Here is a 25544-nt window from a genome sequence, read left to right as displayed (position 1 = left end):
ATGCCGGGCCGCGTCCTCGTCGTTGACGATGTGCTGCCGAACGTCAAGCTGCTCGAAGCGAAGCTGACGGCGGAGTATTTCGACGTCCTTTCGGCCTATAACGGCCCAGAGGCGCTCGAGATGATCGAGCGCGAGATCCCCGACATCGTCCTTCTGGACGTCATGATGCCGGGGATGGACGGGTTCGAGGTGTGCCGCCGGATCAAGGCCGATCCGCGTACCACCCACCTGCCGGTGGTCATGGTCACCGCCCTGTCCGACGTGTCGGACCGGGTGCGGGGGATCGAGGCCGGCGCCGACGACTTCCTGACCAAGCCGGTGGTGGATGCCGCCCTGTTCGCCCGGGTGCGCTCGCTGCTGCGGCTGAAGATGATGATGGACGAGTGGCGTCTGCGGGTGGAGACCTCGTCCCAGCTCGGGATGCAGGAACCCCGGGCGATGACCGAGATCGACGTCACCAAGGCCCGGGTCCTGACCATCGAGGACAACCGCATCGACGCCATGAACCTGCGCGAGAGCCTGGCCGTGGACGGCGACACGGTGGAGCAGGCGGCCGACGGTGCCACCGGCTTCGCCCGCGCTTCGGCCGCCGAGTTCGACCTGGTGATCTGCAGCCTGAACCTGGCCGGCGACGACGCCCTGCGGCTGGTCTCCCAGTTCCGCGCCGCCGAGGCGACCCGGCACATCCCCATCCTGATGGTCGGCGAGGAGGACCAGACCGAGAAACTGGCCAAGGCGCTGGATCTCGGGGTGAACGACTACCTGATGAAGCCGATCGACCGGAACGAGATGCTGGCGCGCGTGCGCACGCAGATCCGCCGGCGCCGCTATCAGGAGCGGATGCGCGAGACCTACGAGCAGAGTCTCGCCCTGGCGCTCACCGACAGCCTGACCGGGCTGTATAACCGACGCTACCTGCTGACCCATCTGGGCCGGCTGATGAACGACACCGCCGAGCGCCAGAAGCCGCTGGCCCTGCTGGTGATCGACGTGGACCACTTCAAGCTGGTGAACGACACCTACGGCCACGGGGCGGGCGACCGGGTGCTGCAGCACATCACCGAGCTGATGCGCAGCAGCGTGCGCAATGTCGATCTCGTGTCGCGCCTGGGCGGCGAGGAATTCGTCGTGGTGATGCCGGACACGCCGGAGCCCTTCGCCATGGTCGTGGCCGAGCGGCTGCGCGACGTGATCGCCTCGACGCCGCTGCGGCTGGACGACGGGCGCGAGCTGGGCGTGACCATCAGCATCGGCTGCGCCCTCAGGAATTCCGTGGGCGAGGACAGCATCGACAAGCTGATCGGCCGGGCCGACGATGCCCTGTACCAGGCCAAGCGCCAGGGCCGCGACCGGGTGGTGCTGGCCACGGACGAGTCGGCGGCAAACGTCACCGCGGTGAGCTGACCGACGGGACCGGCCCGGGCCGTCCGCCGCAACACAGTCTCTCCGCGCAGCACCGTCCTCCTGAACAGAACGGCTCAGCACAAAACAAAAGGGCCGCCCACCGGGCGACCCTCGGGGTCGTCAGCCTGTGGCCAGGATCACTTGATCTTGGCTTCCTTGAACAGGACGTGCTTGCGCGCGACCGGGTCGTACTTTCGCAGCTCGAGCTTCTCGGTCTTGGTGCGCGGGTTCTTCTTGGTCACGTAGAAGTACCCAGTCTCGGCGGTGCTGACCATCTTGATCAGAACGGTCGCGGGCTTCGCCATCTCTCATCTCCTTCGCCTTCGCGGAGGCCGCAAAATAGCTACGGCGCCGCACATGTCAAGCGTGCTTAGTTCAGATCCTTCGGCCGCTCGCCCAGGGCCACGCGGGAGGCGTGGAAGGCGAGTTGGAAAAGCTTGCGGTCCGACAGCAGGCGCAGGGCGAGCCGTGTGTCAGTGTCGGTGGTCGAGGGCGGGTGGTCGGCATGGCACCAGGCCAGCAGCTTCTGGCGCTCCGACTCGTCCATGCGGGTCACGTAGAGCCGCTTCTGCATGGTCTCGCTGAGCCGCAGCTCGCCCGACTCGAGGGCGGCGGCGCTGACCTCCGGGTCGTCGCCGTAATCCGGCGTGCAGATCGACGGGAACACCCCGAAATCGGCGAGCGGGTAGCCCGATGGCGCATGCATGCGCGCCCAGGTGAGAATCAGTTCGCTGGCGATCGGCGGAATGTCGATTACGCGCTGCACCGTGCCCTTGCCGTAAGAGCGGGCGCCGATCACCAGGGCGCGGCCTGAATCCTGCAGGGCGGCGGCCACCACCTCGGCGGCGGAGGCCGAGCCGCTGTCGATCAGCACGGCGATGGGGGCCAGGGTCGTGGTGTTGCCGTACTGGGCGTCGTAGCGGTGCCGGGACATGCTGTGCCGGCCCTGGGTCTCCAGGATGATGCCGTTGTCCACGAACAGGTCGGCCACCTCGACCGCCTCGTCCAGGGTGCCGCCGCGATTCTGCCGCAGGTCCAGGATGATGCCCGGCAGTTCCTCGCCGAGCGTCGCCTTGGCCTCGATCAGGGCCTGGGACAGGGCGTTGGCGGTGTCGCTGTTGAAGCCGCTGACGTTGAAATAGGCAATGCCGTCGATCGGCACGAACCGGACGGTGTCCTCGATCACCCGTTGGCGCAGGATCGTGACGTCCTTGGCCTCGCCGCCGCGGGCCACGCGAATCGCCACCGTCGTGCCGATGGCGCCGCGCAGCAGGTTGGCGGTCGTCTCCATGTCCTTGCCGGCGACCGGCGTGCCGTCCACCGAAACGAATCGGTCGCCGGCCTTCAGCCCGGCCGAATGGGCGGGCGAGCCGTGGAAGACCGAGGCGACGACGACCGATCCGTCGGTCTCGCCGATGGTGACGCCGATGCCGGTATAGCCCTTGCGTGCGGCCCGCCCGGCCCGGGTCTCGGCGGCGTTGTGGTAGCGCGAGAACCGGTCGAGCTTGCCGGTGATGGCGTCGAAGGCGACTTCGTAGAGCCGGTCGGCGGCGGTATCCGCCAGAACCGCGGAGCGCTTGCGCGCCGCCTCGATCGCTGCGGCGGTCAGCCGGGCCCAGTGGGTCGGGCTGTCATCCGCCGGCACGGTGAATTTGGCGAAGGGGGTGCCGGTTTCGGTGACGATCAGCGAGTCGCCACGCCGCACGAAGTCGATGGCCGGGTCCAGGGCGGCGACGCCGTCCAGTGCCGCCAGGGCCAGGGACTGGGTCGGCACCGGCTCCACATACAGGTCGGCGATGCCCTCATAGCCGATCGAGAAGGCCTCCGCGCCGGTATCCATGGCGAAGGAGGTCGGACCACCGGATTGCGGCCGCGAGCCCGTGCAGGAGCCGAGCAGCAGCAGGGCGAGGCCGGCGAAACCTAGGCGCCGAAGGGCGACCGACGGGAACGGTTTGAACGGCGAGAACCGACCAGGCTGTGACATTCACGGGCACTCGACATGGCGCTTGGAATTCGTATTCCGCGATGCATCAACAATGCTGCAAATCCGGGGGTGAATCAATCGCCACCACCGGACCGCGCGGGCGCTATCACCGCCGCTTGCGTCCCTTGGGCGGGCGTCCGCGCGCCTGCGGGCGCCGCTTGGGACCGCCGTGACGCCGCCCGCCGCGCGGCGCCGTGCCCTGTTCGCCGCCCGACACGATCTCCACCACGATCCCGCCCGACGCCGCGTCGGCATCGACCAGCCGCACCTCCACCCGGTCGCCCAGGCGGAAGATCCAGCCATGCGAGCGGCCGGTGAGCGTGTGGTGCACGTCGTCATGGTCGTAATAGTCGTCCGGCAGGGAGCGGATCGGCACCAGCCCGTCGGCCCCGGTCTCGTCCAGGGTGACGAAGACGCCGAACTTGGTCACGCCGTTGATCCGGCCGGGAAAGATCCCGCCGACCCGGTCGGCCAGGTGGCGGGCGAGGTAGCGGTCCATGGTCGTGCGCTCGGCCACGGCGGCCCGGCGCTCGGTCATGGAGATGTGCTCGCCCCATTCCTGGAACTCGCTGTCGTCCTCGGCCCGTAGCCCGTCCTCGCCGAATTTCAGGCCGCGGATCAGCGCGCGGTGCACCAGCAGGTCGGAATAGCGCCGGATCGGCGAGGTGAAATGGGCGTATTTGGTCAGCGCCAGACCGAAATGGCCCAGGTTCTCCGGTGCGTAGACCGCCTGGGACTGGGAGCGCAGGACCAGTTCGTTGACCATGCGCTCATGCGGCTCGCCCTTCACCTTGGCGAGCACGCCGTTGAAGGTCTTCGGGCGTACCACCTGGCCCTTGGCGAAGGCGATGCCGAGCCCGTCCAGCACCTCGGACAGGGCGGCGACCTTCTCCGGGTCCGGGGTCTCGTGCACCCGGTACATGCAGGGCTGGCGCCGGTCCTCCAGGGTCTCCGCCGCGCAGACATTGGCCAAGACCATGAACTCCTCGATCAGCATATGGGCGTCGAGACGCTCGCGGATGCCGATCTCGGTGATGTTGCCGGACTCGTCCAGGATCACCCGCTTCTCCGGTAGCTCGATGTCCAGCGCGCCGCGCTCCGTGCGCGCCTTGCGCAGGGCGGCGAAGGCGCCGTAGAGCGGCTCCAGGATGCCGTCGGGGATGCCTTCGGTGCTGCCGCCGTCGCGGGCCTGCTGGACCTGGCGGTAGGTGAGGCGGGCCTGGGAGCGCATCAGCCCGCGCATGAACTTGTGGCGGCGCTTGTTGCCTTCGGAATCGATGACGATCTCGACGGCCAGGCAGGCGCGGTCCTCGTCGGGGCGCAGCGAGCACAGCCCGTTGGACAGGGCCTCGGGCAGCATCGGCACGACCCGGTCGGGGAAATAGACCGAGTTGCCGCGCTTCAACGCCTCGCGGTCCAACGCGTCGCCGGGGCGCACGTAATGGGCCACGTCGGCGATGGCCACCAGCAGTCGGAAGCCGCCGGGATTGGCCGGATCCTCGTCTGCCTCGGCGAACACGGCGTCGTCGAAATCCCGGGCGTCGATGCCGTCGATGGTCACAAGCGGAAGCGCACGCAGGTCGGTGCGCTTGCCCAGCGACACCGGCTTCGCCTTCTCCGCCAGGGCCTCCGCCGCCTCGGGGAAGACGTCGGGGATCTCCTGCTCGTGAATGGCAATGCGGCTGAAGGAGCGCGGGTCGGCGGCGCCGGCGAAACGCTCGATCACCCGGCCGACCGGCAGGCCGAGCCGCCCTTTGGGCATGATCTCCACGGTGACCAGGTCGCCGGTGACGGCTTCCTTCTCGTCGCCCTTGGGAATGCGGATCTCCGACTTCGCCTTCTTGTCGGTCGGGCGGACCCGGCCGCCATCGGCGGTCTTCTCGAACACGCCGAAGGTGCGCGCGGCGGTGCGGCCCAAGCGGCGGATCACCCGGGCGATGTAGAAGCTCTCGCCGGCGCGCTCCAGGCGGCACAGGGCGCGGTCGCCGGAACCCATGGGGCCGGAGCGGCGGTCGGGCAGGATGTGGATGCGCGGCGCCGGCTCCTCGGCCTCGCGGCCGACGGCGCGGGCCATGACCTCGCCGTCCTTGTCGGTGCCGGTGACCTCAAGCACGGTCACTTCCGGCAGAGCGCCCGGCGGTGCCACCTTGCGCTTGCGGCCCATGTCCAGGTCGCCGGCCTCGGCCATCTCCTTCAGCAGCCCGCGCAGCTCCGCGCGCATCGGCCCCTTCACGTCGAACGCGCGGGCGATCTCGCGGCGGCCGACCGGGGTGGGGCTGTCCTCGACGAAGGCGAGGATCTGCTCACGGGTGGGAAGCTGGGCGGGGGGACGGGCCACGTTGTCGGCGCTCAGCTTCCCGTCGTGCCGGCGGTGTCACCGTCGGCGGCTTTCTTAGACTTGGCCGGCGCCTTCTTGGTCGCGGCCTTCTTCTTCGGCGCGGCCTTTTTCGCCGCGGGCTTCTCGGCTTCGCCAGCCTTGGCGTCCGTCTTTTTCGCCGCGGCTTTCTTTGCGGCAGGCTTCTTGGCCGCCTTCTTCGGCGCGCCCTTGCCGCTCTTCTCGGCCTTGGCATTCAGCAGTTCGATCGCCCGCTCCAGGCTGATCTCCTCCATCTCCTCGCCCTTGGGCAGGGTGGCGCGCAGGGAGCCGTGCTGGGCGTAGGGGCCGTAGCGGCCGGCCTGGACCGTCACCGGCTTGCCGTCGACCGGGTGATCGCCCAGCGGGCGGCCCGGCTTCTTCTTCGAGCCCTTCTCGGCGATGAGCTGCACCGCGTGGTTCAGGCCGATGGTCAGCACCGTGTCGTCGCCGGGCAGGCTGACATAGCTGCCGGCGTATTTCAGGTAAGGACCGTAGCGGCCGATGCCGGCCTCGATCAGGTCCTTGGTCTCCGGATGGTCGCCGACCGGGCGGGGCAGGGAGAGCAGGGCGAGACCCTTCTCCAGGTCGATATCGGCGGGCGACACCTGCTTGGGCAGCGAGGCCCGCTTGGGCTTCTCCTTGGAGCCTTCCTCCGGCTCGCCGAGCTGGACATAGACGCCGTAGGGGCCCTTCTTCAGGCTGACGTCCTTGCCGGTGGCCGGATCCTGGCCGAGCACGCGAGGCAGCGCGCCGCCTTCGCCCTCGCCATCGACCGGGCGGCCGCCGGCGGCCTCGCCGAGTTGGCGGGTAAACTTGCAGTTCGGATAGTTCGAGCAGCCGATGAAGGCGCCGAACTTGCCAAGGCGCAGGGACAGGTTGCCCTCGCCGCAGCTCGGGCATTCGCGGGCGGGCTGGCCGTCCGGACCCTTGGGGAAGAAGTGGTCGGCCAGCTCGGCGTCGAGCTTCTCGATCACGTCGCCGATCGACAGGTCCTTGGTGCCGTCGACCGATCCCTTGAACGACGACCAGAAGTCGCGCAGCACCTGGCGCCAGTCGATCTGCCCGTCGGATACGTTGTCGAGCTGGGTCTCCAGATCGGCGGTGAAGTTGTACTGGACGTAGCGCTCGAAGAAGCTGGACAGGAAAGTGGTGACCAGACGGCCGCGGTCCTCCGGCACGAAACGACGGCGGTCGATACGCACGTATTCGCGGTCCTGCAGCACCTGCAGGATACTGGCATAGGTCGAGGGCCGGCCGATGCCGAGCTCCTCCATCTTCTTCACCAGGCTCGCTTCCGAATAGCGCGGCGGCGGCTGGGTGAAGTGCTGCTCCGGCTTCACTTCCTGACGGGTGACGGCGTCGCCATCGGCGACAGCGGGCAGGATCTTGTCGTTCTCGTCGTCGCTCAGCTCCGCCCCGTCACTGTCGTCGCGGTCCTCGCGATACAGCTTCAGGAAGCCGTCGAAGGCGATGACCGAGCCGGTGGCCCGCAGCACGCTGCGCCCGCCCTTGTCGGTCACGTCGATGGTAGTCTGGTCGAGCTCGGCGCTGGCCATCTGGCTGGCCACGGCGCGCTTCCAGATCAGCGAATAGAGCTTCCACTGATCGGCATCGAGGCGGGAACGCAGCATGTCCGGCGTGCGAGTCACGTCGGTCGGCCGGATCGCCTCGTGCGCCTCCTGGGCGTTCTTCGCCTTGGTGGTGTAAACCCGCGGCGTGTTCGGCAGATAGCGGTCGCCGTATTCGCCGCCGATCGAGCGTCGGATGTCGGTGATCGCCTCCGGCGACATCTGCACGCCGTCGGTACGCATATAGGTGATGAGACCAGTGGTCTCGCCGCCGATATCCACACCCTCGTAGAGCCGCTGGGCGAGCTGCATGGTGCGGGTGGCGCCGAAGCCGAGCTTTCGCGACGCCTCCTGCTGCAGGGTCGAGGTGGTGAAGGGCGGGGCCGGGTTGCGCTTGACCCGCTTCTTCTCCACCGAGCCGATGGTGAAGGTGCCGGCCTCGATGGCGGCGACGGCGGCCTTGGCCTCGGCCTCGGACTTGATGTCCAGACGGTCGAGCTTCTTGCCGTCCAGATGGGTCAGCCGGGCGGTGAAGGTCTTGCGCTCCTCGGTGCGGAACACCGCCTCCACCGACCAGTATTCCTGGGCGACGAAGCGTTCGATTTCCGACTCGCGCTCGCAGACCAGCCGCAGGGCGACGGACTGCACCCGGCCGGCCGAGCGGGCGCCCGGCAGCTTGCGCCACAACACCGGCGAGAGGGTGAAGCCGACGAGATAGTCCAGGGCCCGGCGCGCCAGATAGGCGTCGATCAGATCCTGGTCCAGCTCGCGCGGATGGGCGATGGCGTCCAGCACCGCATCCTTGGTGATGGCGTTGAAGGCCACGCGCTTGACGTCGATGCCGTTCAGGACCTTGCGCTCGTCCAGCACGTTGCGGATGTGCCAGCTGATCGCCTCGCCCTCGCGGTCGGGGTCAGTCGCCAGAATGAGCTGTTCCGCACCCTTCACGGCGTCGGCGATCGCCTTGACCTGCTTCTCCGAACGCTGGTCGGTCTGCCACAGCATCTGGAAGTCATGGTCCGGATCGACGGATCCGTCCTTAGGGGGCAGGTCCCGGATGTGGCCGTAGCTCGCCAGCACGTGATAGTCGCTGCCGAGATACTTGTTGATGGTTTTGGCCTTGGCCGGGGACTCGACGACAACGACTTTGGTCATACGTACCGTTCGCTTTCCCAGGATCCGGCCCGAACGGCGGCCGACGGAAGGCCGGGCGGTCAGGTCGGTATGTCCATTCGCCGCGACACCTGGTTTCCGGGATGGCGGTCAATAAGCCCCGCAAGCTCCGCTTCCAGAAGCACCGTCGCGACGATCGGAGCCGACAATTGGCACCCGCGGATCAGTTCGTCAACCGCGACCGGTTCGCAGCCCAGCGCTTCCAGGACCCGACGGCGGGCGGTTTCGTCCACATCTATCGTGGGCGTATCAAGGGCTTCGCCGTCATAGGAGCCCTCCCAATCGCGCCGTTGCGGTTCCCCCAATTTTCTCTGGGGCAAGCCGTCCAGAATCCGCAGCACGTCGGACGCGGACTCGACGAGAAAGGCGGCACCCTCCTTGATCAGACCGTTGGTTCCGCCGCATCGCGGGTCGAGCGGGGAGCCGGGAACCGCGAAGACCTCGCGGCCCTGATCCAGCGCCCGGCGGGCGGTGATCAGCGAGCCCGATCGGCTCGCCGCCTCGACCACCAGCACGCCGAGACTGAGCCCGGCGATGATGCGGTTGCGCGACGGGAAGTGCCGGGCCTGGGGCGTGGTGCCGACCGGCTGCTCGGCGATGACGGCGCCGGTCTCGGCGATGCGGTGGAACAGGTCGGTGTGCTCCGGCGGGTAGATCACGTCGATTCCGCCGGCGACGACCGCCAGCGTCCCGCTCTCCAGCGCACCCTCATGGGCGGACCCGTCGATACCGCGGGCGAGACCGGAGGCGACCGCGTAGCCGCCCAGGCCGATCTCGCGCGCCAGGACATGGGCCAGTTTGCGGCCGTTCATCGAGGCGTTGCGGGCGCCGACGATCGCCACCGCGCGCGCGGCCAGCAGGTGGGCATGGCCGATCAGGGAGAAGGCGCCGGGGGCGTCCTCGACCGCCGCCAGGGCGGGGGGATAGGCCGGGTCGCCGTAGACCACCAGGGCCGCGCCGACACGGGCTGTGTCCTCCAGCTCGCGCTCGGCCGCGGCGACGGAGGGCACCCGCAGCGGGTGGCGACGGCCGCCGCGCCGTGCCAGTTCGGGCAGGGCGGCAATCGCCTTCTCCGCACTGCCGAACCGCTCGAGCAGCTGGCGGAAGGTGATCGGGCCGACATTCTCGGTGCGGATCAGGCGCAGCCGGGCGATCCGCTCCCGGTCGGCGAGGCGGGCGGGTGCGGTGTCGCGTGCGGTGGCGGAGGACATCGGCCGGCTCCCTGGCGATAAAGGTCGCCGAGGCTATGGGAGGGCCGGGGGCCGTTTCGCTGTCGATGCTAAATCGAAACGAGCTACGGCAGACGAAACCGCTTTCGCGGTTTCACTTCTTGCGGAAGCTGATCTTGCTCTCTTCGCCCTTCAGCAGGCGGCGGATGTTCTGGTAGTGGCGCAGCCAGATGATCGCGGCGATCGCGCCCCCGGCCTGGGCGATCTGCGGGCCTTCCAGGTGCCAGGCGAGGAACGGTGCGACCGCCATCGCCACCAGGGCGGCGACCGAGGAGTAGCGGAACACGAAGGCGATAGCGAGCCACAGGCCGCAGACCACCACGCCGACATTCGGCACCAGCGCCAGCCAGACGCCGATGGCGGTGGCCACGCCCTTGCCGCCTTTGAACTTAAGCCAGACCGGGAAGCAGTGCCCGAGCACGACGCCGACCGCCGCCAGCACGGCCATGTCCGTTCCGAACTGCCAGCCGACGGCGACGGCCACGATCCCCTTGCCGCCGTCCAGCAGCAGGGTCGCGGCGGCCAGACCCTTGCGGCCGGTGCGCAGCACGTTGGTGGCGCCGATGTTGCGCGAGCCGATGGCCCGGATGTCCCCCAGCCCGGCGAACCGGGTGAGCAACAGCCCGAACGGGATGGATCCCACCAGGTAGGCGAGCAGGAAGCCGGCATAGAACGGCCACGTGTATTCGAACGGTCCCAGCGGATCAGGCATCGACGAAAGCCCTGCGTCGTATCGGAGGTGGTGTCTCGGTCTCTACATCATAAACGGTCGTGCCGCGATAGACCGTGCGCCAGACACGGCCCTCGATGGGCCGGCCGTCGAACGGCGTGTTGCGCGATTTCGAGGCGAAACGCTCCGGCTCAACCTTGCCGGCCCGGTTCAGATCGAAGATCACCAGATCGGCGTCGCCGCCGACCGCCAGCGTGCCGTAGGGCAGGCCGAGGATGCGCGCCGGCGCCACCGTGAGCCGGTGCAGCAGGTCGAGCAGGCTCATCGCCTCGGTATGGACCAGTTCCAGGCTGATCGCCAGCAGCGTCTCCAGCCCGACGCCGCCCGGCTGAGCCTGGGCGAAGGGCACGCGCTTGCTGTCCTGGTCGTGCGGGGCATGGTCGCTGGCGATGGCGTCGATCGTGCCGTCGGCCACCCCGGCGACCACGGCCAGCCGGTCCTGCTCGCTGCGCAGCGGCGGGGAGAGCCGGGCGAAGGTGCGGTAGTCGACCACCGCGCCCTCGTTCAGCGCGAAATAGGGCGGGGCGGTGTCGCAGGTCACCGGCAGGCCGCGCTTCTTCGCCTGACGGATCGCGTCGATGGCGGCCCCGGTGGACAGATGGGCGGCGTGGTAGCTGCCGCCGGTGAGTTCAACCAGCCGCAGGTCGCGCTCCACCATCATCACCTCGGCCACCGCCGGGATGCCGGCCAGGCCCAGGCGGGTCGCGGTCTCGCCCTCGTTGGCCGAGCCCTCGCGGGCCAGGGCCGGATCCTCGGGATGCTGGACGATGGTGCGCTTGAAGATGCTGGCGTAGGACAGCGCCCTGCGCATGACCAGCGCGTCGGCGATGGCGTGCTCGCCGTCGGTGAAGGCGACGGCCCCGCTGTCGGCCAGCATGCCGAACTCGGTCATCTCCTGGCCGCGCAGCCCCTTGGTGGCGGCGGCATAGGGATGGACGTTGGCCAGCCCGACCTCCAGCGCCCGGCGCTCGACGAACTCCAGCAGCGACACGTCGTCGATGATCGGGTTAGTGTTCGGCAGGGTGGCGAAGGTGGTGACACCGCCGGCGACCGCCGCCTTCTGGGCCGAGGCGAGGGTCTCCATATGCTCGTCGCCCGGCTCGCGGACCTGGACGCGCATGTCGACCAGGCCCGGCGCCAGGCAGCGGCCGGCGCAGTCGACCACCTCCACGTCTTCCTGGATGGCGTCGACGAAGACCTGCGGGCCGACCTCGACGATCTTGCCGTCGCGGGTCAGCAGCGCGCCTTTGGCGTCGAGACCGCTGGCCGGATCCAGCAGGCGGGCGTTCTTGTAGAGGGTCGGCCTCATTGGTTCTTCGCCCAGGGTTCGGTCTGGTTGCTGACGAGGATGTCGAGGATCGCCATGCGCACGGCGACGCCCATCTCCACCTGCTCGCGGATCAGCGAGCGGTCGATGTCGTCGGCCACGAGGCTGTCGATCTCCACCCCACGGTTCATCGGCCCCGGATGCATGATCAGCGCGTCCGGCTTGGCGGCCTGGAGCTTGTCCACGTCGAGGCCGAAATAGCGGAAATACTCGCGCACCGACGGCACGAAGGAGCCGCGCATCCGCTCGGTCTGCAGCCGCAGCATCATGACGATGTCGCAGCCGGCGATGCCGCGTTCCATGTCGTGGTGGATCTCCACGCCCATGCGCTCGATGCCGCTGGGCAGCAGGGTCGGCGGCGCGACGAGCCGCACCCGGGCGCCCATGATCGACAGCAGGTGGATGTTGGAGCGCGCCACCCGGCTGTGGGCGACGTCGCCGCAGATCGCGACCTCCAGCCCTTCCAGGTGCCCCTTGCGCCGGCGGATGGTCAGCGCGTCGAGCAGCGCCTGGGTCGGGTGCTCATGGCTGCCGTCGCCGGCATTGATCACCGAGCAGTTCACCTTCTCCGCCAGCAGGTGTACGGCCCCCGAGTCCGAATGGCGGACCACCAGGGCGTCGGGGTGCATGGCGTTCAGGGTCATGGCGGTGTCGATCAGGCTTTCGCCTTTCTTGATCGACGAGGTGCTGACGGACATGTTGATCACGTCGCCGCCGAGTCGCTTGCCGGCCAGCTCGAAGCTCGTGCGGGTTCGGGTGGAGTTCTCGAAGAACAGGTTGATCACCGTGCGACCGCGCAGGCTGGACGCTTTCTTGTCCAGCTGGCGGTTCTGGGCGACGAAGCGCTCCGACCGGTCGAGCAGAAGATCGATATCCGGTCGGGTCAGCCCCTCGATGCCGAGCAGGTGACGGTGGGGGTACGCGCGGCCGTCATCATCGGATGCCGGCGTGGCGAGCTGGGAAAGGGCGTCGGTCATTAAAGGGGCTGTATATGCCTCGTTGGCCGCGCGGGCAACCGCGCCCGAGAGAATCCGGCGGCGACTCTCAGATCACCTTTGCCGCCCGCAGCTTGGCGACCGCCTCGGCGTCGAGTCCGAGCTCGCCGGTCAGCACCTCGTCGGTGTGCTGGCCGAGAATCGGGGGCGGACGGCGATAGGTGGCGGGGGTTTCCGACAGCTTCAGCGGATAGGCGACGGCCGGCACGCCCTCCGGGTTGAGGGCGTGGCCGGGGATGGAGGTCGCCATGCCGCGGGCCTGGACCTGCGGGTCGGCGAAGACCCGGTCGATGGTGTTCACCGGGCCGCAGGGCACCTTGACCGCCTCCAGGTCCGAAACCCACGCGTCGGTGGTGCGGGTGGCGACGATCTCGCCCATCACCTGGCGCAGCGCGTCGATATTGGCGAGGCGCGCGCTGTTGTCGACGAAGCGCGGGTCCTCGGCCAGTTCCGGCCGGCCGGCGACCTGCAGGAAGGCATGGAACTGGCGATCGGCGCCGCATCCGACGATGACGAAACCGTCGGCGCTGGCGAACACCTCGTAGGGCGCGACGTTCGGATGGGCGTTGCCGAGTCGTCCCGGCACCACGCCGCCGACCAGATAGTTCATCGCCTGGTTCATAAGCCAGGCGACCTGGGTGTCGAGCAATGCTGCGTCGATCTGCTGGCCCCGGCCGGTCGCATCCCGGTGGCGCAGCGCGGCCAGGATGGCGCTGGTGGTATACATGCCGGTCATCATGTCGGCGATGGCGACGCCCACCTTGGTCGGTTGGCCGGTCGGGTCCCCGGTGACGCTCATGATGCCGCCCATGGCCTGGGCCAGCAGGTCGTAGCCCGGGCGCGGAGCATAGGGGCCGGTCTGTCCGAAGCCGGTGACGCTGGCGTAGATCAGGCGGGGAAAGCGCTCCCGGATCTGGTCGTAGGCGAGGCCGTGGCGGGCGAGGTCGCCGACCTTGTAGTTCTCCACGAAGACGTCGGCGTTCTCCAGGAGCTTGAACAGGATCTCGCGGCCTTCGGGCTGGGTGAAATCCAGGGTGATCGAGCGCTTGTTCCGGTTGGTGCCGAGATAGTAGGCGCTCTCGGTGGTGTCGTTGCCGTCGCTGTCCTTCAGGAAGGGCGGACCCCAGCGCCGGATGTCGTCACCGGTGCCGGGCCGCTCGATCTTGATCACGTCGGCGCCGAGATCGCCCAGGGTCTGGGTCGCGATCGGGGCTGCCAGCACGCGGGAGGCGTCGACGATGCGGATGCCGTCGAGTGCCATGGGGGTGGCGGGCGGCGCCATTGCGGGAGCGGGAGCGGTCATGGTCGGCCTCGGCGGTCAGCGGAGAGCATTGGTTAGATCAGCCTTGCTTGCAGAGCAATGTCGGCTCATTTCATAGAATGAAGCGGTCCACCTCGGTTCGGTGTGGGGACCGGGGTGTCGGGGCCGCTCGTTCCGGGCGAAGACTGGAGGGGAACATGGAGACCATTCCTTTTGAAATCCGGGTTCTCGCTTGGTCGGGCCTCCTGGCGGCCGGGCAGCTCGTGCTGCTGGCCGTCTATGCCAACCTTCAGCTCGGTCCGCAGTATCTCGCGTCGGCGCGGGACGAGCCGCGTCAGATAACCGGAATGGCTGCCCGCCTGCAGCGGGCCTTCCAGAACCAGATCGAGGGATTGGTCCTGTTCTCAGCGGCGGCCGTGGCGGTGACCTTCTCCGGCACGTCCGCTGCGATGACGGAAGCCTGCGCGCTCGCCTATATCGTCGCGCGGGTCGTTTATGTTCCGCTCTACTGGTTCGGCGTTCCGTGGCTTCGCACGGTCGCCTGGGCCGTCGGTTTCTTCGCGACCGTCATCATGCTCGCCTCCGTGGTGCTTTAGGGCGGATCAAACCAGCGCCAGGAACGCCGGCAGCGTGACCGCCGCCATGATCACCTGGGTTGTCAGGATCGCCGCCATCAGCTCGTGGTCGCCGCCCAGCTGCCGGGCGAAGACGTAGGACGACGCGGAACTCGGCAGCGCGTTGAACAGCACCGCGACCGCCAACGGCACGCCGGTCAGTCCGAGCGGCACCGCGAGCGCCAGGGTCAGCGCCGGGATCGCCACCAGCTTCACCGCGTTCGACAGCAGCAGCGCCGGCCAGCCGGTCTTCAGCACCGCGAACCGCAGCCCCGCCCCGACCGCCAGCAGTCCGAGCGCCAGGGCTCCGCCGGCCAGCTTGTCCAGACCCTCGGCGATCATCGGATGAAGGCCGATGCCGCTGGCGTTCAGCGCGATGCCGAGGATGCAGGCGACGAAGATCGGGTTCTTCAGCATCGCCCAGAACACCCGCAGCCCGGTCACCGGCTCGCGCCCGGCCATGCGGGTCAGCACCCAGATGGAGATGGAGTTCACCAGCGGGATCACCGCGGCGATGCCGACGGCGGCCAGCGCCTCGCCGGCAGGTCCGTAGAGCGCGCCGACGCTGGCCACGCCGATATAGGTGTTCTGCCGGATCGCCCCCTGGATGACGCTGGTATAGGCCGGGCCGCCGATGCCGGTTAGCCGGTAGATCGCCAGCAGGAAAGCGGTGGCGATGATCACCGCGCCGGCCATGGCGATCACCATGGGGCCGACGGTGTAGTCGGAGAGATCGGTGCCGCCGAGCTTCAGCAGCAGCAGGGCCGGCAGCAGCAGCCAGTAGGTGAGCTGCTCCACCGCCCGCCAGCCGTCATCCGAAAGCGGCCCGATCCGCGCCAGAACCGCGCCGAGAACGATCAGGCCGAAGACCGGAAGCAGGGCACTCAAAGCGCATCCAGCGCCGATTGCAGGATGTAGGCGGCCGCCGCCGCGTCGATCGATTCGCTGCGCCGCTTGCGGCTCAGGTCCTCGGCGATCATCGCCCGCTCGACCGCCTGGCTGCTCATGCGCTCGTCCTGGAAGATGGTCGGCAGGTCGTGGCGTTTCAGCAGTTCCTCGGTCAGGTCGCGGGTCGACTGACAGCGCGGGCCCTCAGTGCCGTCCATGTTCAGCGGCAGGCCGACGACGAAGCCGCCGACACCTCGGCCTTCGGCGATCTTGATCAGTTCGTCGGCATCGGCCGAGAACTTCTTGCGCCGGATCGTGGTCACCGGGGCGGCCACCCGCAGGGCGGCGTCTGAGATGGCGATACCGATCGTCTTCGAGCCGAAATCGAGGCCGATGAGGCGGGCGCCGGGGGCGAGAAGGCGAACAAGGTCGCCGGGCTTGCAGATGGGCATGGGCGGTGCTAGCTTCCGCGCTTCCAAATGGCGGAAATCCGCCGTTTTTCGCGCTCCTGAGAATAACTGGGACGGTCTTAGCCCATGTCGCTCGACAAGGCCACTGTCGCGTCAATCGCGAACCTCGCACGGATCAAGGTACCTGACGACCGCCTGGAGGCGATGGTCGGCGATCTGAACGCCATTCTCGGTTTCGTCGAGCAGCTCGACGAGGTCGATACCTCCGGGGTCGAGCCGCTCGCCAGCGTGACCGGCCACACCCTGCCGCAACGCGAGGACGCGGTCACCGATGGCGGGTATCAGGCGCGGGTGACCGCCAATGCGCCGGAATCCGCCCATGGTTTCTTTGTCGTGCCGAAGGTTGTCGAATAATGACCGATCTGCTGGACCTGAGCCTGGCGGAAGCCAAGGCCAAGCTCGCCGCCAAGGACATCTCGAGCACCGAGCTGACCAAGGCCTATATCGCTCGCATGGAGGCGACGTCGGCGCTGAACGCCTACATCACCACCACGCCGGACAAGGCGCTGCAGATGGCCGAGCAGGCCGATGCGCGCCTGGCCAAGGGCGAGGGCGGGGCGCTGGAGGGTATTCCGCTCGCCATCAAGGATCTGTTCTGCACCGAGGGCGTGCCGACCACGGCCGCCAGCCACATCCTCGATGGGTTCATCCCGCCCTATGAGTCGACGGTGACCACGAACCTGTGGAACGCCGGCGCGGTGCTGCTGGGCAAGACCAACCTGGACGAGTTCGCCATGGGCTCGTCCAACGTCACCTCTTATTACGGCCCTGTGGAGAACCCCTGGCGCTCGACCGACGAGCCCGACAAGAAGCGGGTGCCGGGCGGGTCGTCCGGCGGCTCGGCCGCGGTCGTCGCCGCGCGCTCGGCTCTGGCCGCGACCGGGACGGATACCGGCGGCTCGATCCGTCAGCCGGCCAGCTTCTCCGGCATCGTCGGGATCAAGCCGACCTACGGCCGCTGCTCGCGCTGGGGCATCGTCGCCTTCGCCTCGTCCCTCGATCAGGCCGGGCCGATGGCCCGCACGGTGGAAGACGCGTCGATCCTGCTGCAGACCATGGCCGGCCACGACCCGAAGGACTCGACCTCGGCGGGCGAGCCGATGGCCGACCTGTCGGCGGCGCTGGACCAGGGCGTGAGGGGCATGCGCATCGGCGTACCGGCCGAATACAAGGTCGAGGGCCTGCCGGAGGAGATCTCCAAGGTCTGGCAGCAGGGTATCGACTGGCTGAAGGCGGAAGGGGCCGAGATCGTCGACATCTCCCTGCCGCACACCAAATACGCGCTGGCGACCTACTACATCATCGCCCCGGCGGAGGCCTCGTCCAATCTGGCGCGCTATGACGGCGTGCGCTACGGGCTGCGGGTCGATGGCGACAGCCTGGCCGAGATGTACGCCAACACCCGGGCCGAGGGCTTCGGCGACGAGGTGCAGCGCCGGGTGCTGATCGGCACCTATGTGCTCTCCGCCGGCTATTACGACGCCTATTACCTGAAGGCCCAGAAGGTCCGCGCCCTGCTGCGCCGCGACTTCGATCAGGCCTTCGAGACGGTCGACGCCATCCTGACGCCGACGGCGCCGTCGGATGCCTTCGCCATCGGCGAGAACGAGGACGATCCGGTCAAGATGTACCTGCAAGACGTGTTCACCGTGCCCGCCAGTCTCGCCGGCCTGCCCGGCATCTCGGTGCCCGCCGGCCTGTCCGCGCGCGGCCTGCCCATGGGGCTGCAGGTGCTGGGACGGATGTTCGACGAGGGTTCCGTGGTCCGGGTCGGCCGGGCGCTGGAGCGGGCGGCGGATTTCTCCGCTGTGCCGGCCATGGTGCGGGAGGGCTGAGCGATGACCGAGCCGTATCGCATCCAGGGTGAGACGGGCGAGTGGGAGGTCGTGCTCGGCCTCGAGGTGCACGCCCAGGTGATCTCCCAGGCCAAGCTGTTCTCCGGATCCTCCACCAAGTTCGGGTCCGAGGCGAACACCCAGGTCAGTCTGGTCGACGCCGCCATGCCGGGCATGCTGCCGGTGATCAACCGCGAATGCGTGGAGCAGGCGGTGCGCACCGGTCTGGCGCTGAAGGCCCAGATCAACCTGCGCAGCGTGTTCGACCGCAAGAACTACTTCTACGCCGATCTGCCGCAGGGCTATCAGATCAGCCAGTACAAGGACCCGATCGTCGGCGAGGGCGTGCTGCTGCTCGATCTGCCGGACGGCTCGACCAAGTCGGTCGGGATCGAACGGCTGCACCTGGAGCAGGACGCCGGCAAGTCGCTGCACGATCAGCATCCGCAGAAGACCTATATCGACCTGAACCGGTCGGGCGTGGCGCTGATGGAGATCGTCTCCAAGCCGGATCTCTCCTCGCCGGAGGAGGCCGGGCTGTACGTGAAGAAGCTGCGCTCGATCCTGCGCTATGTCGGCACCTGCGACGGCAACATGCAGGAAGGCTCGATGCGCGCCGACGTGAACGTGTCGGTGCGCAAGCCGGGCGATCCGCTGGGCACGCGCTGCGAGATCAAGAACATGAACTCGGTGCGCTTCATCCATCAGGCGATCGAGTACGAGGCGCGGCGCCAGATCGAGATCCTGGAGGGCGGCGGCAAGATCGACCAGGAGACCCGGCTGTTCGACACCGGCCGCGGCGAGACCCGCTCGATGCGCTCCAAGGAGGACGCGCACGACTACCGCTATTTCCCGGACCCGGACCTGCTGCCGCTGGTGCTGGACCAGGCCCGCGTCGACGCGCTCGGCGCCGACCTGCCGGAACTGCCGGATGTGAAGAAGGCGCGGTTCATCGCCGATTTCGGCCTGTCGCCCTATGACGCGGCGATCCTGGTGGAGGAGCGGGCGACCGCCGACTGGTACGAGAAGCTGGCCAAGGGCCGCGATCCGAAGATCGCCGCCAACTGGCTGATCTCCGAACTGTTCGGCGCGCTGAACAAGGCCGGCAAGGACCTGGTCGACAGCCCGGTCTCGGCCGATGCGCTCGGCGGGCTGGTCGACCTGATCGGCGACGGCACGATCTCCGGGCGTATCGCTAAGGAGGTGTTCGCCGAGATGTTCGAGACCGGCAAATCGGCCGGCGAGATCGTCGAGGAGAAGGGCCTTCGCCAAGTCTCCGACACCGGTGCCATCGAGGGCATCATCGACGAGGTCCTGGCCGAGAACGCCGACAAGGTCGAGCAGTACCGCGGCGGCAAGGACAAGCTGTTCGGCTTCTTCGTGGGCCAGACCATGAAGAAGAGCCAGGGCAAGGCGAACCCGGGCATGGTCAACGAACTGCTGCGCAAGAAGCTCGACGGCTAGATCGCATCGTGCAGGGCGGGGCTCCGGCCCCGCCTGCATCGGCCCTACCTGCATCGGCCCTGTCCTCGTCGACCTGGTCGCGCCGATCACATTGCCGGAACCGTACCGTCGGTGCCGTTTCGCAGATGCGGGACGTAAGCTACACTGCTGCCTTCAGTTGTAGTGTGGGTAGGACCGATATCATGAGTGGCAGGATCGCTCCGGCCGTTTGCGCCGTTGTTCTCGGGACCGCTATCGGCGCGGGAGTCGGTGCCGGTATCGCCTGGGCCGCGGCGGAACACGAGGTGGTGCAGAAACACCGCTCGTTCCGCCCGGGAGAGATCACCGTGGCGGCGGGCGACAGCATCGCCTTCCTGAACGACGATTTCTACGACCACAACGTCTATTCCGAGACGCCGGGCAGCACCTTCAACACCGGCGTGCAGACCCGCGGCGAAACCACCCGCGTGACCCTCGATCAGCCGGGCACCGTCGAGGTCCTGTGCAAGATCCATCCGAAGATGAAGCTGATCGTGACGGTGGAGTGAAGCCGGGGCGCTGCTTCGATTACCCCCGCACTCCCCGGCTTTGTGCCGGGGCAAGGCTTGGCAATGCTGCGCCGTTCCGAGCATCTCATCCATCGCCCGTCCCGGCTCACCCGCTGCCCCGGCACAGGGCCGGGGGGTGATTGAGGAATGGTGGGGTTTAGTACGGGGGTCTCATGCGGGCCACGCCGGGTGGCTTCGTCCTCCCCCTCCCGTGATATCCTTACTCCGTCCTGCAACAGGTGAGGCGCGATGCTCGATCGGATCTCCATTCGCTGGAAGCTGGTCGGCGCTTTTCTCGGGGCAGTGGTCGCCGCCGCCGCGCTGGCCGCCGTCGCGCTGACCGCCACATGGTCGCTCGGCGACCTCGCCCAGCGGCTCTACGACCAGCCGCTCCAGGCGATCAACCATGCCCGCTCCGCCCAGGTGAACTTCGCCGTCCTGCGCCGGGCCGATGCGGAGACCGACCGCGACACCCGCTGGGACGATCTGCTCTCCGACCTCGCCGTGGTGCAGGAGCGCTCCAGCGACGCGGCCGTGCCGGAACTTCTGGGCATGATCCGCGACGGGCTGGAAGCCTGGCGGACCGAACCGGAGGCGGTACTGGCCGAGGAGATCGCCCTCAACCTGGAGATCCTGGTGGAGGTCGCGGCGTCGGGCGGCTTCAGGTTCTGGTTGGAGGCCGAACGGCTGATCGAGCAGACCAAGCTTTGGACCATGGGCGTGATCGCCGGCGTGCTGGTGCTCGCCGTGGCGATCGCCATCCTGCTGGCCCGCACCATCGTGCGCCCGCTGGGACGCATGGAGCACGCCATGACCCGTCTCGCCGCCGGTGACGGGGAGGTGGCGGTGCCCGATCTCGGCCGCGGCGACGAGATCGGCGCCATGGCCTCCGCACTGGCCGTGTTCAAATCCGCCATGGCCGAGGTGCGCGAGGCCAAGGACCGGGCCGAGGACGCGACCCGGGCGAAGTCCGAGTTCCTGGCGATCATGTCGCACGAGATCCGCACCCCGATGAACGGCGTCATCGGGATGACCCGGCTGCTGATGGACAGCGACCTGGACCCGGCCGCCCGAGACACCGCCCGCACGGTTCTGGAATCGGGTGAGAGCCTGATGACGATCCTCAACGACATCCTCGACCACTCCAAGCTGGAGGCCGGACGGCTCGATCTGGAGGCGGTGGATTTCGACCTGCACCGGGTGATCCGGGGCGCGGTGTCGCTGATGCAGGGCCGCGCGTCGGAGCGCGGGCTGACCCTGTCGGCGGAGATATCCGAGGACGTGCCGCGCTATCTGGTCGGCGACCCTGGCCGGCTGCGGCAGGTGCTGCTGAATCTGGTCGGCAACGCGGTGAAGTTCACCGAGCAAGGCTCCGTGCGGTTGGTCGCGGAGCGCGGGGAAAGCGGCCGTGTCGTCCTGTCGGTGATCGATACCGGCATCGGTATGGACGCGGAGAGCCAGGGCCGGCTGTTCCGCGACTTCGCCCAGGCCGACGCCTCGGTCGCCCGTAAGTTCGGCGGCACCGGCCTCGGCCTGTCGATCGCCAAGCGCATCGTCGACCGCATGGGCGGCAGCCTGACCGTCACCAGCGCCGTGGGTCAGGGCTCCACCTTCCGGGTCGAGATCGACCTTCCGGAAGGCGTGGCCGTGGACGAGACGGTGGCCTACAGCCAGGTCGCCCTGCGCCCGCTGCGGGTTCTGGTGGCCGAGGACAATGTCGTCAACCAGCAGGTCGCCCGCGGTCTGCTCGGCCGCGAGGGGCACAGCGTGACCGTCGTGGAGACCGGTCTGGCGGCGGTGGACGCCGTCCGCGGCGGCAGCTTCGACGTGGTGCTGATGGATCTGCACATGCCGCAGATGGGTGGCCTGGAAGCGACACGGGCGATCCGGGCGCTCGACGGTCCGGCCGCTGCGGTGCCGATCGTCGCGGCGACCGCCGGGGCGATGGATCACGAGATCCGCGCCTGCCTCGAGGCCGGCATGAACGCGGCCGTGCCCAAGCCGATCGACCCGCGCGTCCTGAACCGGACCCTGGCCGCCGTGACCGGTGGTGTGGAGGAGACGGCAGAGACAGACGACCTCTTCGACGATCCCGACGGGGAGGACGAAGACGACGCGGCCACCATCCTGGAGCGCGGCGCGGCGCCGTTCGAGCCGGTCCTGATCGACCGGCTGTGCGACCAGCTCGGCGCCGATTTTGCCGAGGAGATGGCCCGCGACTTCGACGGAACGGCCCTGGACGCGCTGGTGGAGATCGCCGCTGCACGTGCCGCCGGAGACGCCGCCGCCTGGGCCGATGCGGCCCACAAGCTGAAAAGCGGGGCTGGGGTGGTCGGCCTGCGCGCGGTCTGGCGGCTTGCGGAAGGGATTGAACGCGACGCCGAGGCGGGCGATACCGGCAGCGCGGGTGCGGCCAGCGACCGTCTGCCAGCGCTGATCGCGGAGGGGCAGTCACTGCTGGCCGGGCATCTGCGCCGGATCGCCGTCACGGAAGACGCTTAGGACAGATGGACGCAGCCGCATGACGGAACTGGGACGCAATTTTTCGGGCCTGCGGGTTCTCCTCGCCGAGGACGAGGAGATGGCCTCCAAGCTCGCCCGCGGTGCCCTGCGCCTCGCCGGCATCACCGACATCGTCTATTGCCGCGATGGTGCCGAGGCGGTGAAGGCGCTGGACAGCGAGCGCGGCAGCTTCCAGCTCGTGATCTCCGACTGGAACATGCCGACGATCTCCGGCATCGAGCTGCTGCGCTATGTGCGCATGTATCACCAGCCCCTGAAGTTCATCATGCTGACCGGCCGCAAGCAGACCGACGCGGTGCTGCAGGCCCGGGAGCTCGATGTCGACGCCTATGTGGTCAAGCCCTTCTCGCCCGAGGCGCTGAAGAAGAAGGTCGAGGCGCTGTTCCGGATGTAGCCGCCGGGCGGGGTGTGGATAACGTCACGATTTGTCTGTAATGAAATTGCCATGAAGCGCACAAAGTGCGCTTGACGTGCGCACCAGGTGCGCGCACGCTTTTCCACATGTGGCACTTGGCAATGATCGTGGTCTGTTCGCTCAACGGTGACGTCTGCACCTACCGGACGAACGTGGCCACGTTGGAAAACAAGGATGCGTGCGAGCGGCTGGGCTATCTGGTCGCCGGCGGTGCGCTGGAACGGGCTTACGGGTCGTTCGAGCTTGGAGAGATCACCGTCAGATGCGAGCGGATCGAAGAGGTTGCGTCGGCTATGCCGGCCCCCCGTCGGACGCCGAACTGAGGGCTGATCGCCGCTCCAGGCCCGGCAGGGCGCCGGCCAGCAGGTCGTCGGTGAAGATCGCGAGCAGTTGCGTGCGGTTCGACACCCCGGCTTTCGCATAGACGCGGGTGAGCTGAGCGCGCACCGTTCCGGCCGCGGACCCGCGCAGCTCGGCGATCTCCGCCACGTCGAAGCCCTTCAGCGCGAACAGCGCCACGTCGGCTTCCGCCGGGGTGAGCCTCCAGCGCTCGAAATACCCGGCGATCAGCTCAGCGAAGGCGCCCGACGCAACCGACACCGCCGCCTCCGCCCGGCGCGAGCGTTCCAGGGTGCGGCGCATCTCCAGCCCGGCGAAGACCACGCCCACCCCGAGGGCCGCCGCCACTGCCGCCTCGAAGACCACGTGCAGGTCCGGTCCGTCCAGGATCAGGTCGCCGACCACATCGGCGACGAAGAACACCGTGCACAGGGTCTGCAGCACCAGCAGGGCGGCCAGCGCCATGGCCCGCCGCCCCGGGTCTGCCGGGGCGACAGCCGATGTTTCCGGTGGTTGTTGAGGTGCATCCTGGGCTGGCGTCACTCGCGGCTCCGGCTGGTCGGCTGGCCGCGTATCATGCCACGAACCAGGTTCCGGCCCGAGAGCCGCGACTCCACCGCGACACCGGCCACGTGCAGGGCGGCCAGGATCAGCAGCAGGTTGGCGGCGATCTCGTGGGTCTCCTCGACGATCTCCTCCAACTCGTTCTCCTCCCCGTCCTCATGGCTGTCGACCTGGGCCATAGCCTGCTGGCGGTGCTCGACCGGGAAGGGCTCGGTTTCCAGGATCACGCCGGTCGCGGCGGTCAGGGTCAGCATGCCCCACAGCGCATAGACCATGACGCTGCCCGCCGGGTTGTGCGAGCGGTGGGTCTTATGGTGACCGGAGAAGACATTGGTCAGGTGGTCGATGGCGGCTGAGAGGCTGAACGGGAAGGACGTGAAGCGGGCTTCCGCCGGGCCGATGAAGCCCCAGAGCAGCCGCAGGACCAGCATCGCCAGCGCGCCGTAGCCGATCCAGATATGCAGGGTCGATCCGCCCTCGTCGATCAGGCCGTTGACGACGATGGCGGTGGCCACGCTCCAATGGGTGATGCGGACGATCGGGTCCCAACCGGGACCCGATGCCGCGATTGGCTCGGCGACGGCCATCAGTCGTCGAGCTCGATGGCGGTCACGGCGCCGGAGGTGGCGTCGACCTTGATCTCGTAGCGCTTGCCCTCGCGGGTTGCCTTGACCTCGATGCGGCCATGCTCGCGCTCATGCTTCTGGACGGTGTAGCCGGCCTCGGTCAGCGCGGCGGAGACCGCTTCCGGCGTAGTGCCGAGAACGGTGCCGAGGGTGAGGTCGGAGGCGAAGGCGGCGGTCGCCAGCACGGCGGCGAAACTCGCGGCGAGAAGGGTGGTACGGATCATCGTCGGTCTCCAGGTTGGGGGCGGGGCAGGCACGCCGTGTGCCTGTCCCCCAAAGCTGAAGGCCCGATCCCCGGACCGCCATCGCACCGGCGCGTACGGACGCCCGCGTAAGCGCGCGCTTACGCCCCGGTACGAGGGATGTCGGTCAGACCGGGCGGTCGCCGAACACCGTGGTGCGATGCATATAGCGGTCGCCCACGCCGTCGTAATCCGCGACGGCGTAATGCATGGTCGACCGGTTGTCCCAGACCAGCAGGTCGCCCTTGCGCCACTGGTGGCGGTAGACGAATTCCGGCCGCGTGCAGTGCCGGTAGAGGTAGTCGAGGATCGGCTGGCTCTCCTCCACCGACATGCCCTCGATATGGGTCACCACGCCGGCATTGAGGAACAGGCACTTGCGGCCGGTCTCCGGATGGGTGCGCACCAGCGGGTGACTGATCGCCGGCGTGGCGTTCAGGTGGCTGTCGGTGACGGTCTCGTTCTTGAAACTGCCGGACTTGGCCTTCTCGAAATCGTGCACGCAGCGCAGGCCCTCGATCATCTTCTGGAAGGTCGGGGACAGCTCGTCCCAGGCCCGGGTCATCGCCGCGAACTGGGTGTCGCCGCCATAGGGCGGCACCTCGATGCCGTAGAGCAGCGAGCATTTGGCGGCGCGCTCCTTGTGGCTGTTGTCGGAGTGCCAGTAGGTGCCGGCGCGCTGGCGGCCGAGCTTCTGGCCGTCCTTGACCTTGTTGGAGACCCGGTAGATTTCCGGGTGACCCGGCAGCAGGTAGGGTTCCACGGTCTGACCCTTGAGCGGATCCAGCTCGCCGAAGCGTTGCGAGAAGGCGATCTGGTCTTCCGGTTCGAGCTCCTGGTCGCGCAGCACCAGCAGCCCGCCGCTGTCGAGCCAGGCCTGGTACAGCTCGCCGAACGCGTTGTCGCCGAGGTCGCGCGTGACCTGGATCCCGCTGATCTCGGTCCCGATCACCGGGTTCAGGCGCCGCATCGACAAGGTCATGACAATTCTCCCTTTTCCTCGATAGGAT

General features: G+C 68.3%; 23 protein-coding genes. 8 read left to right on the top strand and 15 right to left on the bottom strand.

Features of this window, described 5'->3' with window-relative positions; genetic code table 11:
• Nucleotides 1-1404 carry a PleD family two-component system response regulator gene (locus G578_RS0100335; protein ID WP_028792560.1) on the top strand — a complete coding sequence of 468 codons (1404 nt, stop codon included), beginning with the start codon at nucleotides 1-3 and terminating at the stop codon, nucleotides 1402-1404.
• 137 nt (nucleotides 1405-1541) lie between these two features.
• Here G578_RS0100335 and rpmG read toward each other — a convergent pair whose 3' ends face one another.
• The 9 genes from rpmG to G578_RS0100290 all read right to left on the bottom strand — a co-directional run bounded on the left by rpmG (nucleotide 1542) and on the right by G578_RS0100290 (nucleotide 14069).
• The gene (gene rpmG / locus G578_RS0100330) at nucleotides 1542-1709 is read right to left on the bottom strand and encodes a 50S ribosomal protein L33 (RefSeq protein WP_028792559.1); all 168 of its coding nucleotides are present in this window, start codon (nucleotides 1707-1709) and stop codon (nucleotides 1542-1544) included.
• A gap of 65 nt (nucleotides 1710-1774) precedes the next feature.
• A complete protein-coding gene (locus G578_RS23950) occupies nucleotides 1775-3388 on the bottom strand; it encodes a S41 family peptidase (protein WP_051243407.1) in 1614 nt (537 codons plus the stop codon).
• A 106-nt stretch (nucleotides 3389-3494) separates the two neighbouring features.
• The gene (gene rnr / locus G578_RS0100320) at nucleotides 3495-5726 is read right to left on the bottom strand and encodes a ribonuclease R (RefSeq protein WP_028792558.1); all 2232 of its coding nucleotides are present in this window, start codon (nucleotides 5724-5726) and stop codon (nucleotides 3495-3497) included.
• An 11-nt stretch (nucleotides 5727-5737) separates the two neighbouring features.
• Nucleotides 5738-8467: a type I DNA topoisomerase gene (gene topA / locus G578_RS0100315; protein WP_028792557.1), complete on the bottom strand. Its 2730-nt coding sequence runs from the start codon at nucleotides 8465-8467 to the stop codon at nucleotides 5738-5740.
• 59 nt (nucleotides 8468-8526) lie between these two features.
• Complete coding sequence (gene dprA, locus G578_RS0100310) at nucleotides 8527-9696, bottom strand: DNA-processing protein DprA (protein WP_028792556.1); 1170 nt, start codon at nucleotides 9694-9696, stop codon at nucleotides 8527-8529.
• A gap of 112 nt (nucleotides 9697-9808) precedes the next feature.
• Nucleotides 9809-10426, bottom strand: coding sequence for a glycerol-3-phosphate 1-O-acyltransferase PlsY (gene plsY / locus G578_RS0100305; RefSeq protein WP_028792555.1), 618 nt, complete (start codon nucleotides 10424-10426; stop codon nucleotides 9809-9811).
• On the bottom strand, nucleotides 10419-11753 hold the full coding sequence (locus G578_RS23945) for a dihydroorotase (RefSeq protein WP_051243404.1): 1335 nt from the start codon (nucleotides 11751-11753) through the stop codon (nucleotides 10419-10421). Before G578_RS23945 ends, plsY begins: the two co-directional genes overlap by 8 nt.
• Entirely contained in the window at nucleotides 11750-12748 is a 999-nt protein-coding gene (locus G578_RS0100295; RefSeq protein WP_028792554.1) for an aspartate carbamoyltransferase catalytic subunit, read from the bottom strand. The genes G578_RS23945 and G578_RS0100295 overlap by 4 nt, the downstream gene beginning before the upstream one ends.
• A gap of 67 nt (nucleotides 12749-12815) precedes the next feature.
• Nucleotides 12816-14069: a CaiB/BaiF CoA transferase family protein gene (locus tag G578_RS0100290; RefSeq protein WP_245565530.1), complete on the bottom strand. Its 1254-nt coding sequence runs from the start codon at nucleotides 14067-14069 to the stop codon at nucleotides 12816-12818.
• A gap of 155 nt (nucleotides 14070-14224) precedes the next feature.
• Between G578_RS0100290 and G578_RS0100285 the strand changes: the two genes are divergently transcribed.
• Nucleotides 14225-14623 (top strand): MAPEG family protein, encoded by a 399-nt coding sequence (locus tag G578_RS0100285; RefSeq protein WP_038012973.1) that lies wholly within the window; start codon nucleotides 14225-14227, stop codon nucleotides 14621-14623.
• Between the two features lie 6 nt (nucleotides 14624-14629).
• Here G578_RS0100285 and G578_RS0100280 read toward each other — a convergent pair whose 3' ends face one another.
• Nucleotides 14630-15529 carry an AEC family transporter gene (locus tag G578_RS0100280; RefSeq protein ID WP_038012971.1) on the bottom strand — a complete coding sequence of 300 codons (900 nt, stop codon included), beginning with the start codon at nucleotides 15527-15529 and terminating at the stop codon, nucleotides 14630-14632.
• Nucleotides 15526-15981 carry a Holliday junction resolvase RuvX gene (ruvX, locus tag G578_RS0100275; RefSeq protein ID WP_028792550.1) on the bottom strand — a complete coding sequence of 152 codons (456 nt, stop codon included), beginning with the start codon at nucleotides 15979-15981 and terminating at the stop codon, nucleotides 15526-15528. The genes G578_RS0100280 and ruvX overlap by 4 nt, the downstream gene beginning before the upstream one ends.
• 84 nt (nucleotides 15982-16065) lie before the next feature.
• Here ruvX and gatC point away from each other — a divergent pair, with 84 nt between their 5' ends.
• The 6 genes from gatC (at nucleotide 16066) to G578_RS0100245 (ending at nucleotide 22742) form a co-directional block, all read left to right on the top strand.
• Nucleotides 16066-16353 (top strand): Asp-tRNA(Asn)/Glu-tRNA(Gln) amidotransferase subunit GatC, encoded by a 288-nt coding sequence (gene gatC / locus G578_RS0100270; RefSeq protein WP_028792549.1) that lies wholly within the window; start codon nucleotides 16066-16068, stop codon nucleotides 16351-16353.
• A complete protein-coding gene (gene gatA, locus G578_RS0100265) occupies nucleotides 16353-17834 on the top strand; it encodes an Asp-tRNA(Asn)/Glu-tRNA(Gln) amidotransferase subunit GatA (RefSeq protein WP_028792548.1) in 1482 nt (493 codons plus the stop codon). The genes gatC and gatA overlap by 1 nt, the downstream gene beginning before the upstream one ends.
• Nucleotides 17835-17837: 3 nt before the next feature.
• Nucleotides 17838-19298 (top strand): Asp-tRNA(Asn)/Glu-tRNA(Gln) amidotransferase subunit GatB, encoded by a 1461-nt coding sequence (gene gatB, locus G578_RS0100260; RefSeq protein ID WP_028792547.1) that lies wholly within the window; start codon nucleotides 17838-17840, stop codon nucleotides 19296-19298.
• A gap of 182 nt (nucleotides 19299-19480) precedes the next feature.
• Entirely contained in the window at nucleotides 19481-19825 is a 345-nt protein-coding gene (locus G578_RS28870; protein ID WP_169400799.1) for a cupredoxin domain-containing protein, read from the top strand.
• A 249-nt stretch (nucleotides 19826-20074) separates the two neighbouring features.
• Nucleotides 20075-22327, top strand: coding sequence for an ATP-binding protein (locus tag G578_RS27995; RefSeq protein WP_051243398.1), 2253 nt, complete (start codon nucleotides 20075-20077; stop codon nucleotides 22325-22327).
• 19 nt (nucleotides 22328-22346) lie between these two features.
• Nucleotides 22347-22742, top strand: a complete 396-nt coding sequence (locus tag G578_RS0100245) for a response regulator (RefSeq protein ID WP_028792545.1) — start codon at nucleotides 22347-22349, stop codon at nucleotides 22740-22742.
• A 312-nt stretch (nucleotides 22743-23054) separates the two neighbouring features.
• Here G578_RS0100245 and G578_RS23935 read toward each other — a convergent pair whose 3' ends face one another.
• The 4 genes from G578_RS23935 to G578_RS0100220 all read right to left on the bottom strand — a co-directional run bounded on the left by G578_RS23935 (nucleotide 23055) and on the right by G578_RS0100220 (nucleotide 25516).
• Complete coding sequence (locus G578_RS23935; RefSeq protein ID WP_051243395.1) at nucleotides 23055-23567, bottom strand: helix-turn-helix transcriptional regulator; 513 nt, start codon at nucleotides 23565-23567, stop codon at nucleotides 23055-23057.
• Nucleotides 23568-23641: 74 nt separating this feature from the next.
• Entirely contained in the window at nucleotides 23642-24253 is a 612-nt protein-coding gene (locus G578_RS0100230) for a cytochrome b/b6 domain-containing protein (protein ID WP_038012968.1), read from the bottom strand.
• On the bottom strand, nucleotides 24253-24516 hold the full coding sequence (locus tag G578_RS0100225) for a PepSY domain-containing protein (RefSeq protein WP_038012966.1): 264 nt from the start codon (nucleotides 24514-24516) through the stop codon (nucleotides 24253-24255). The genes G578_RS0100230 and G578_RS0100225 overlap by 1 nt, the downstream gene beginning before the upstream one ends.
• A gap of 145 nt (nucleotides 24517-24661) precedes the next feature.
• The gene (locus G578_RS0100220; RefSeq protein WP_028792541.1) at nucleotides 24662-25516 is read right to left on the bottom strand and encodes a TauD/TfdA dioxygenase family protein; all 855 of its coding nucleotides are present in this window, start codon (nucleotides 25514-25516) and stop codon (nucleotides 24662-24664) included.
• Nucleotides 25517-25544: the final 28 nt, after the last annotated feature.

The organism is Thalassobaculum salexigens DSM 19539 (genome assembly GCF_000423805.1).
Taxonomy (GTDB): Bacteria; Pseudomonadota; Alphaproteobacteria; order Thalassobaculales; family Thalassobaculaceae; genus Thalassobaculum; species Thalassobaculum litoreum.
This window is presented reverse-complemented; position numbering and strand designations above follow the sequence as displayed.

Bases quoted from the DNA above. Each gene is read 5' to 3' on its own strand.
- G578_RS0100335 (WP_028792560.1), top strand. From the start codon at position 1: ATGCCGGGCCGCGTCCTCGTCGTTGACGATGTGCTGCCGAACGTCAAG.
- rpmG (WP_028792559.1), bottom strand. From the start codon at position 1,709: ATGGCGAAGCCCGCGACCGTTCTGATCAAGATGGTCAGCACCGCCGAG.
- G578_RS23950 (WP_051243407.1), bottom strand. From the start codon at position 3,388: ATGTCACAGCCTGGTCGGTTCTCGCCGTTCAAACCGTTCCCGTCGGTC.
- topA (WP_028792557.1), bottom strand. From the start codon at position 8,467: ATGACCAAAGTCGTTGTCGTCGAGTCCCCGGCCAAGGCCAAAACCATC.
- dprA (WP_028792556.1), bottom strand. From the start codon at position 9,696: ATGTCCTCCGCCACCGCACGCGACACCGCACCCGCCCGCCTCGCCGAC.
- plsY (WP_028792555.1), bottom strand. From the start codon at position 10,426: ATGCCTGATCCGCTGGGACCGTTCGAATACACGTGGCCGTTCTATGCC.
- G578_RS23945 (WP_051243404.1), bottom strand. From the start codon at position 11,753: ATGAGGCCGACCCTCTACAAGAACGCCCGCCTGCTGGATCCGGCCAGC.
- G578_RS0100295 (WP_028792554.1), bottom strand. From the start codon at position 12,748: ATGACCGACGCCCTTTCCCAGCTCGCCACGCCGGCATCCGATGATGAC.
- G578_RS0100290 (WP_245565530.1), bottom strand. From the start codon at position 14,069: ATGACCGCTCCCGCTCCCGCAATGGCGCCGCCCGCCACCCCCATGGCA.
- G578_RS0100285 (WP_038012973.1), top strand. From the start codon at position 14,225: ATGGAGACCATTCCTTTTGAAATCCGGGTTCTCGCTTGGTCGGGCCTC.
- ruvX (WP_028792550.1), bottom strand. From the start codon at position 15,981: ATGCCCATCTGCAAGCCCGGCGACCTTGTTCGCCTTCTCGCCCCCGGC.
- gatC (WP_028792549.1), top strand. From the start codon at position 16,066: ATGTCGCTCGACAAGGCCACTGTCGCGTCAATCGCGAACCTCGCACGG.
- gatA (WP_028792548.1), top strand. From the start codon at position 16,353: ATGACCGATCTGCTGGACCTGAGCCTGGCGGAAGCCAAGGCCAAGCTC.
- gatB (WP_028792547.1), top strand. From the start codon at position 17,838: ATGACCGAGCCGTATCGCATCCAGGGTGAGACGGGCGAGTGGGAGGTC.
- G578_RS28870 (WP_169400799.1), top strand. From the start codon at position 19,481: ATGAGTGGCAGGATCGCTCCGGCCGTTTGCGCCGTTGTTCTCGGGACC.
- G578_RS27995 (WP_051243398.1), top strand. From the start codon at position 20,075: ATGCTCGATCGGATCTCCATTCGCTGGAAGCTGGTCGGCGCTTTTCTC.
- G578_RS0100245 (WP_028792545.1), top strand. From the start codon at position 22,347: ATGACGGAACTGGGACGCAATTTTTCGGGCCTGCGGGTTCTCCTCGCC.
- G578_RS23935 (WP_051243395.1), bottom strand. From the start codon at position 23,567: ATGGCGCTGGCCGCCCTGCTGGTGCTGCAGACCCTGTGCACGGTGTTC.
- G578_RS0100230 (WP_038012968.1), bottom strand. From the start codon at position 24,253: ATGGCCGTCGCCGAGCCAATCGCGGCATCGGGTCCCGGTTGGGACCCG.
- G578_RS0100225 (WP_038012966.1), bottom strand. From the start codon at position 24,516: ATGATCCGTACCACCCTTCTCGCCGCGAGTTTCGCCGCCGTGCTGGCG.
- G578_RS0100220 (WP_028792541.1), bottom strand. From the start codon at position 25,516: ATGACCTTGTCGATGCGGCGCCTGAACCCGGTGATCGGGACCGAGATC.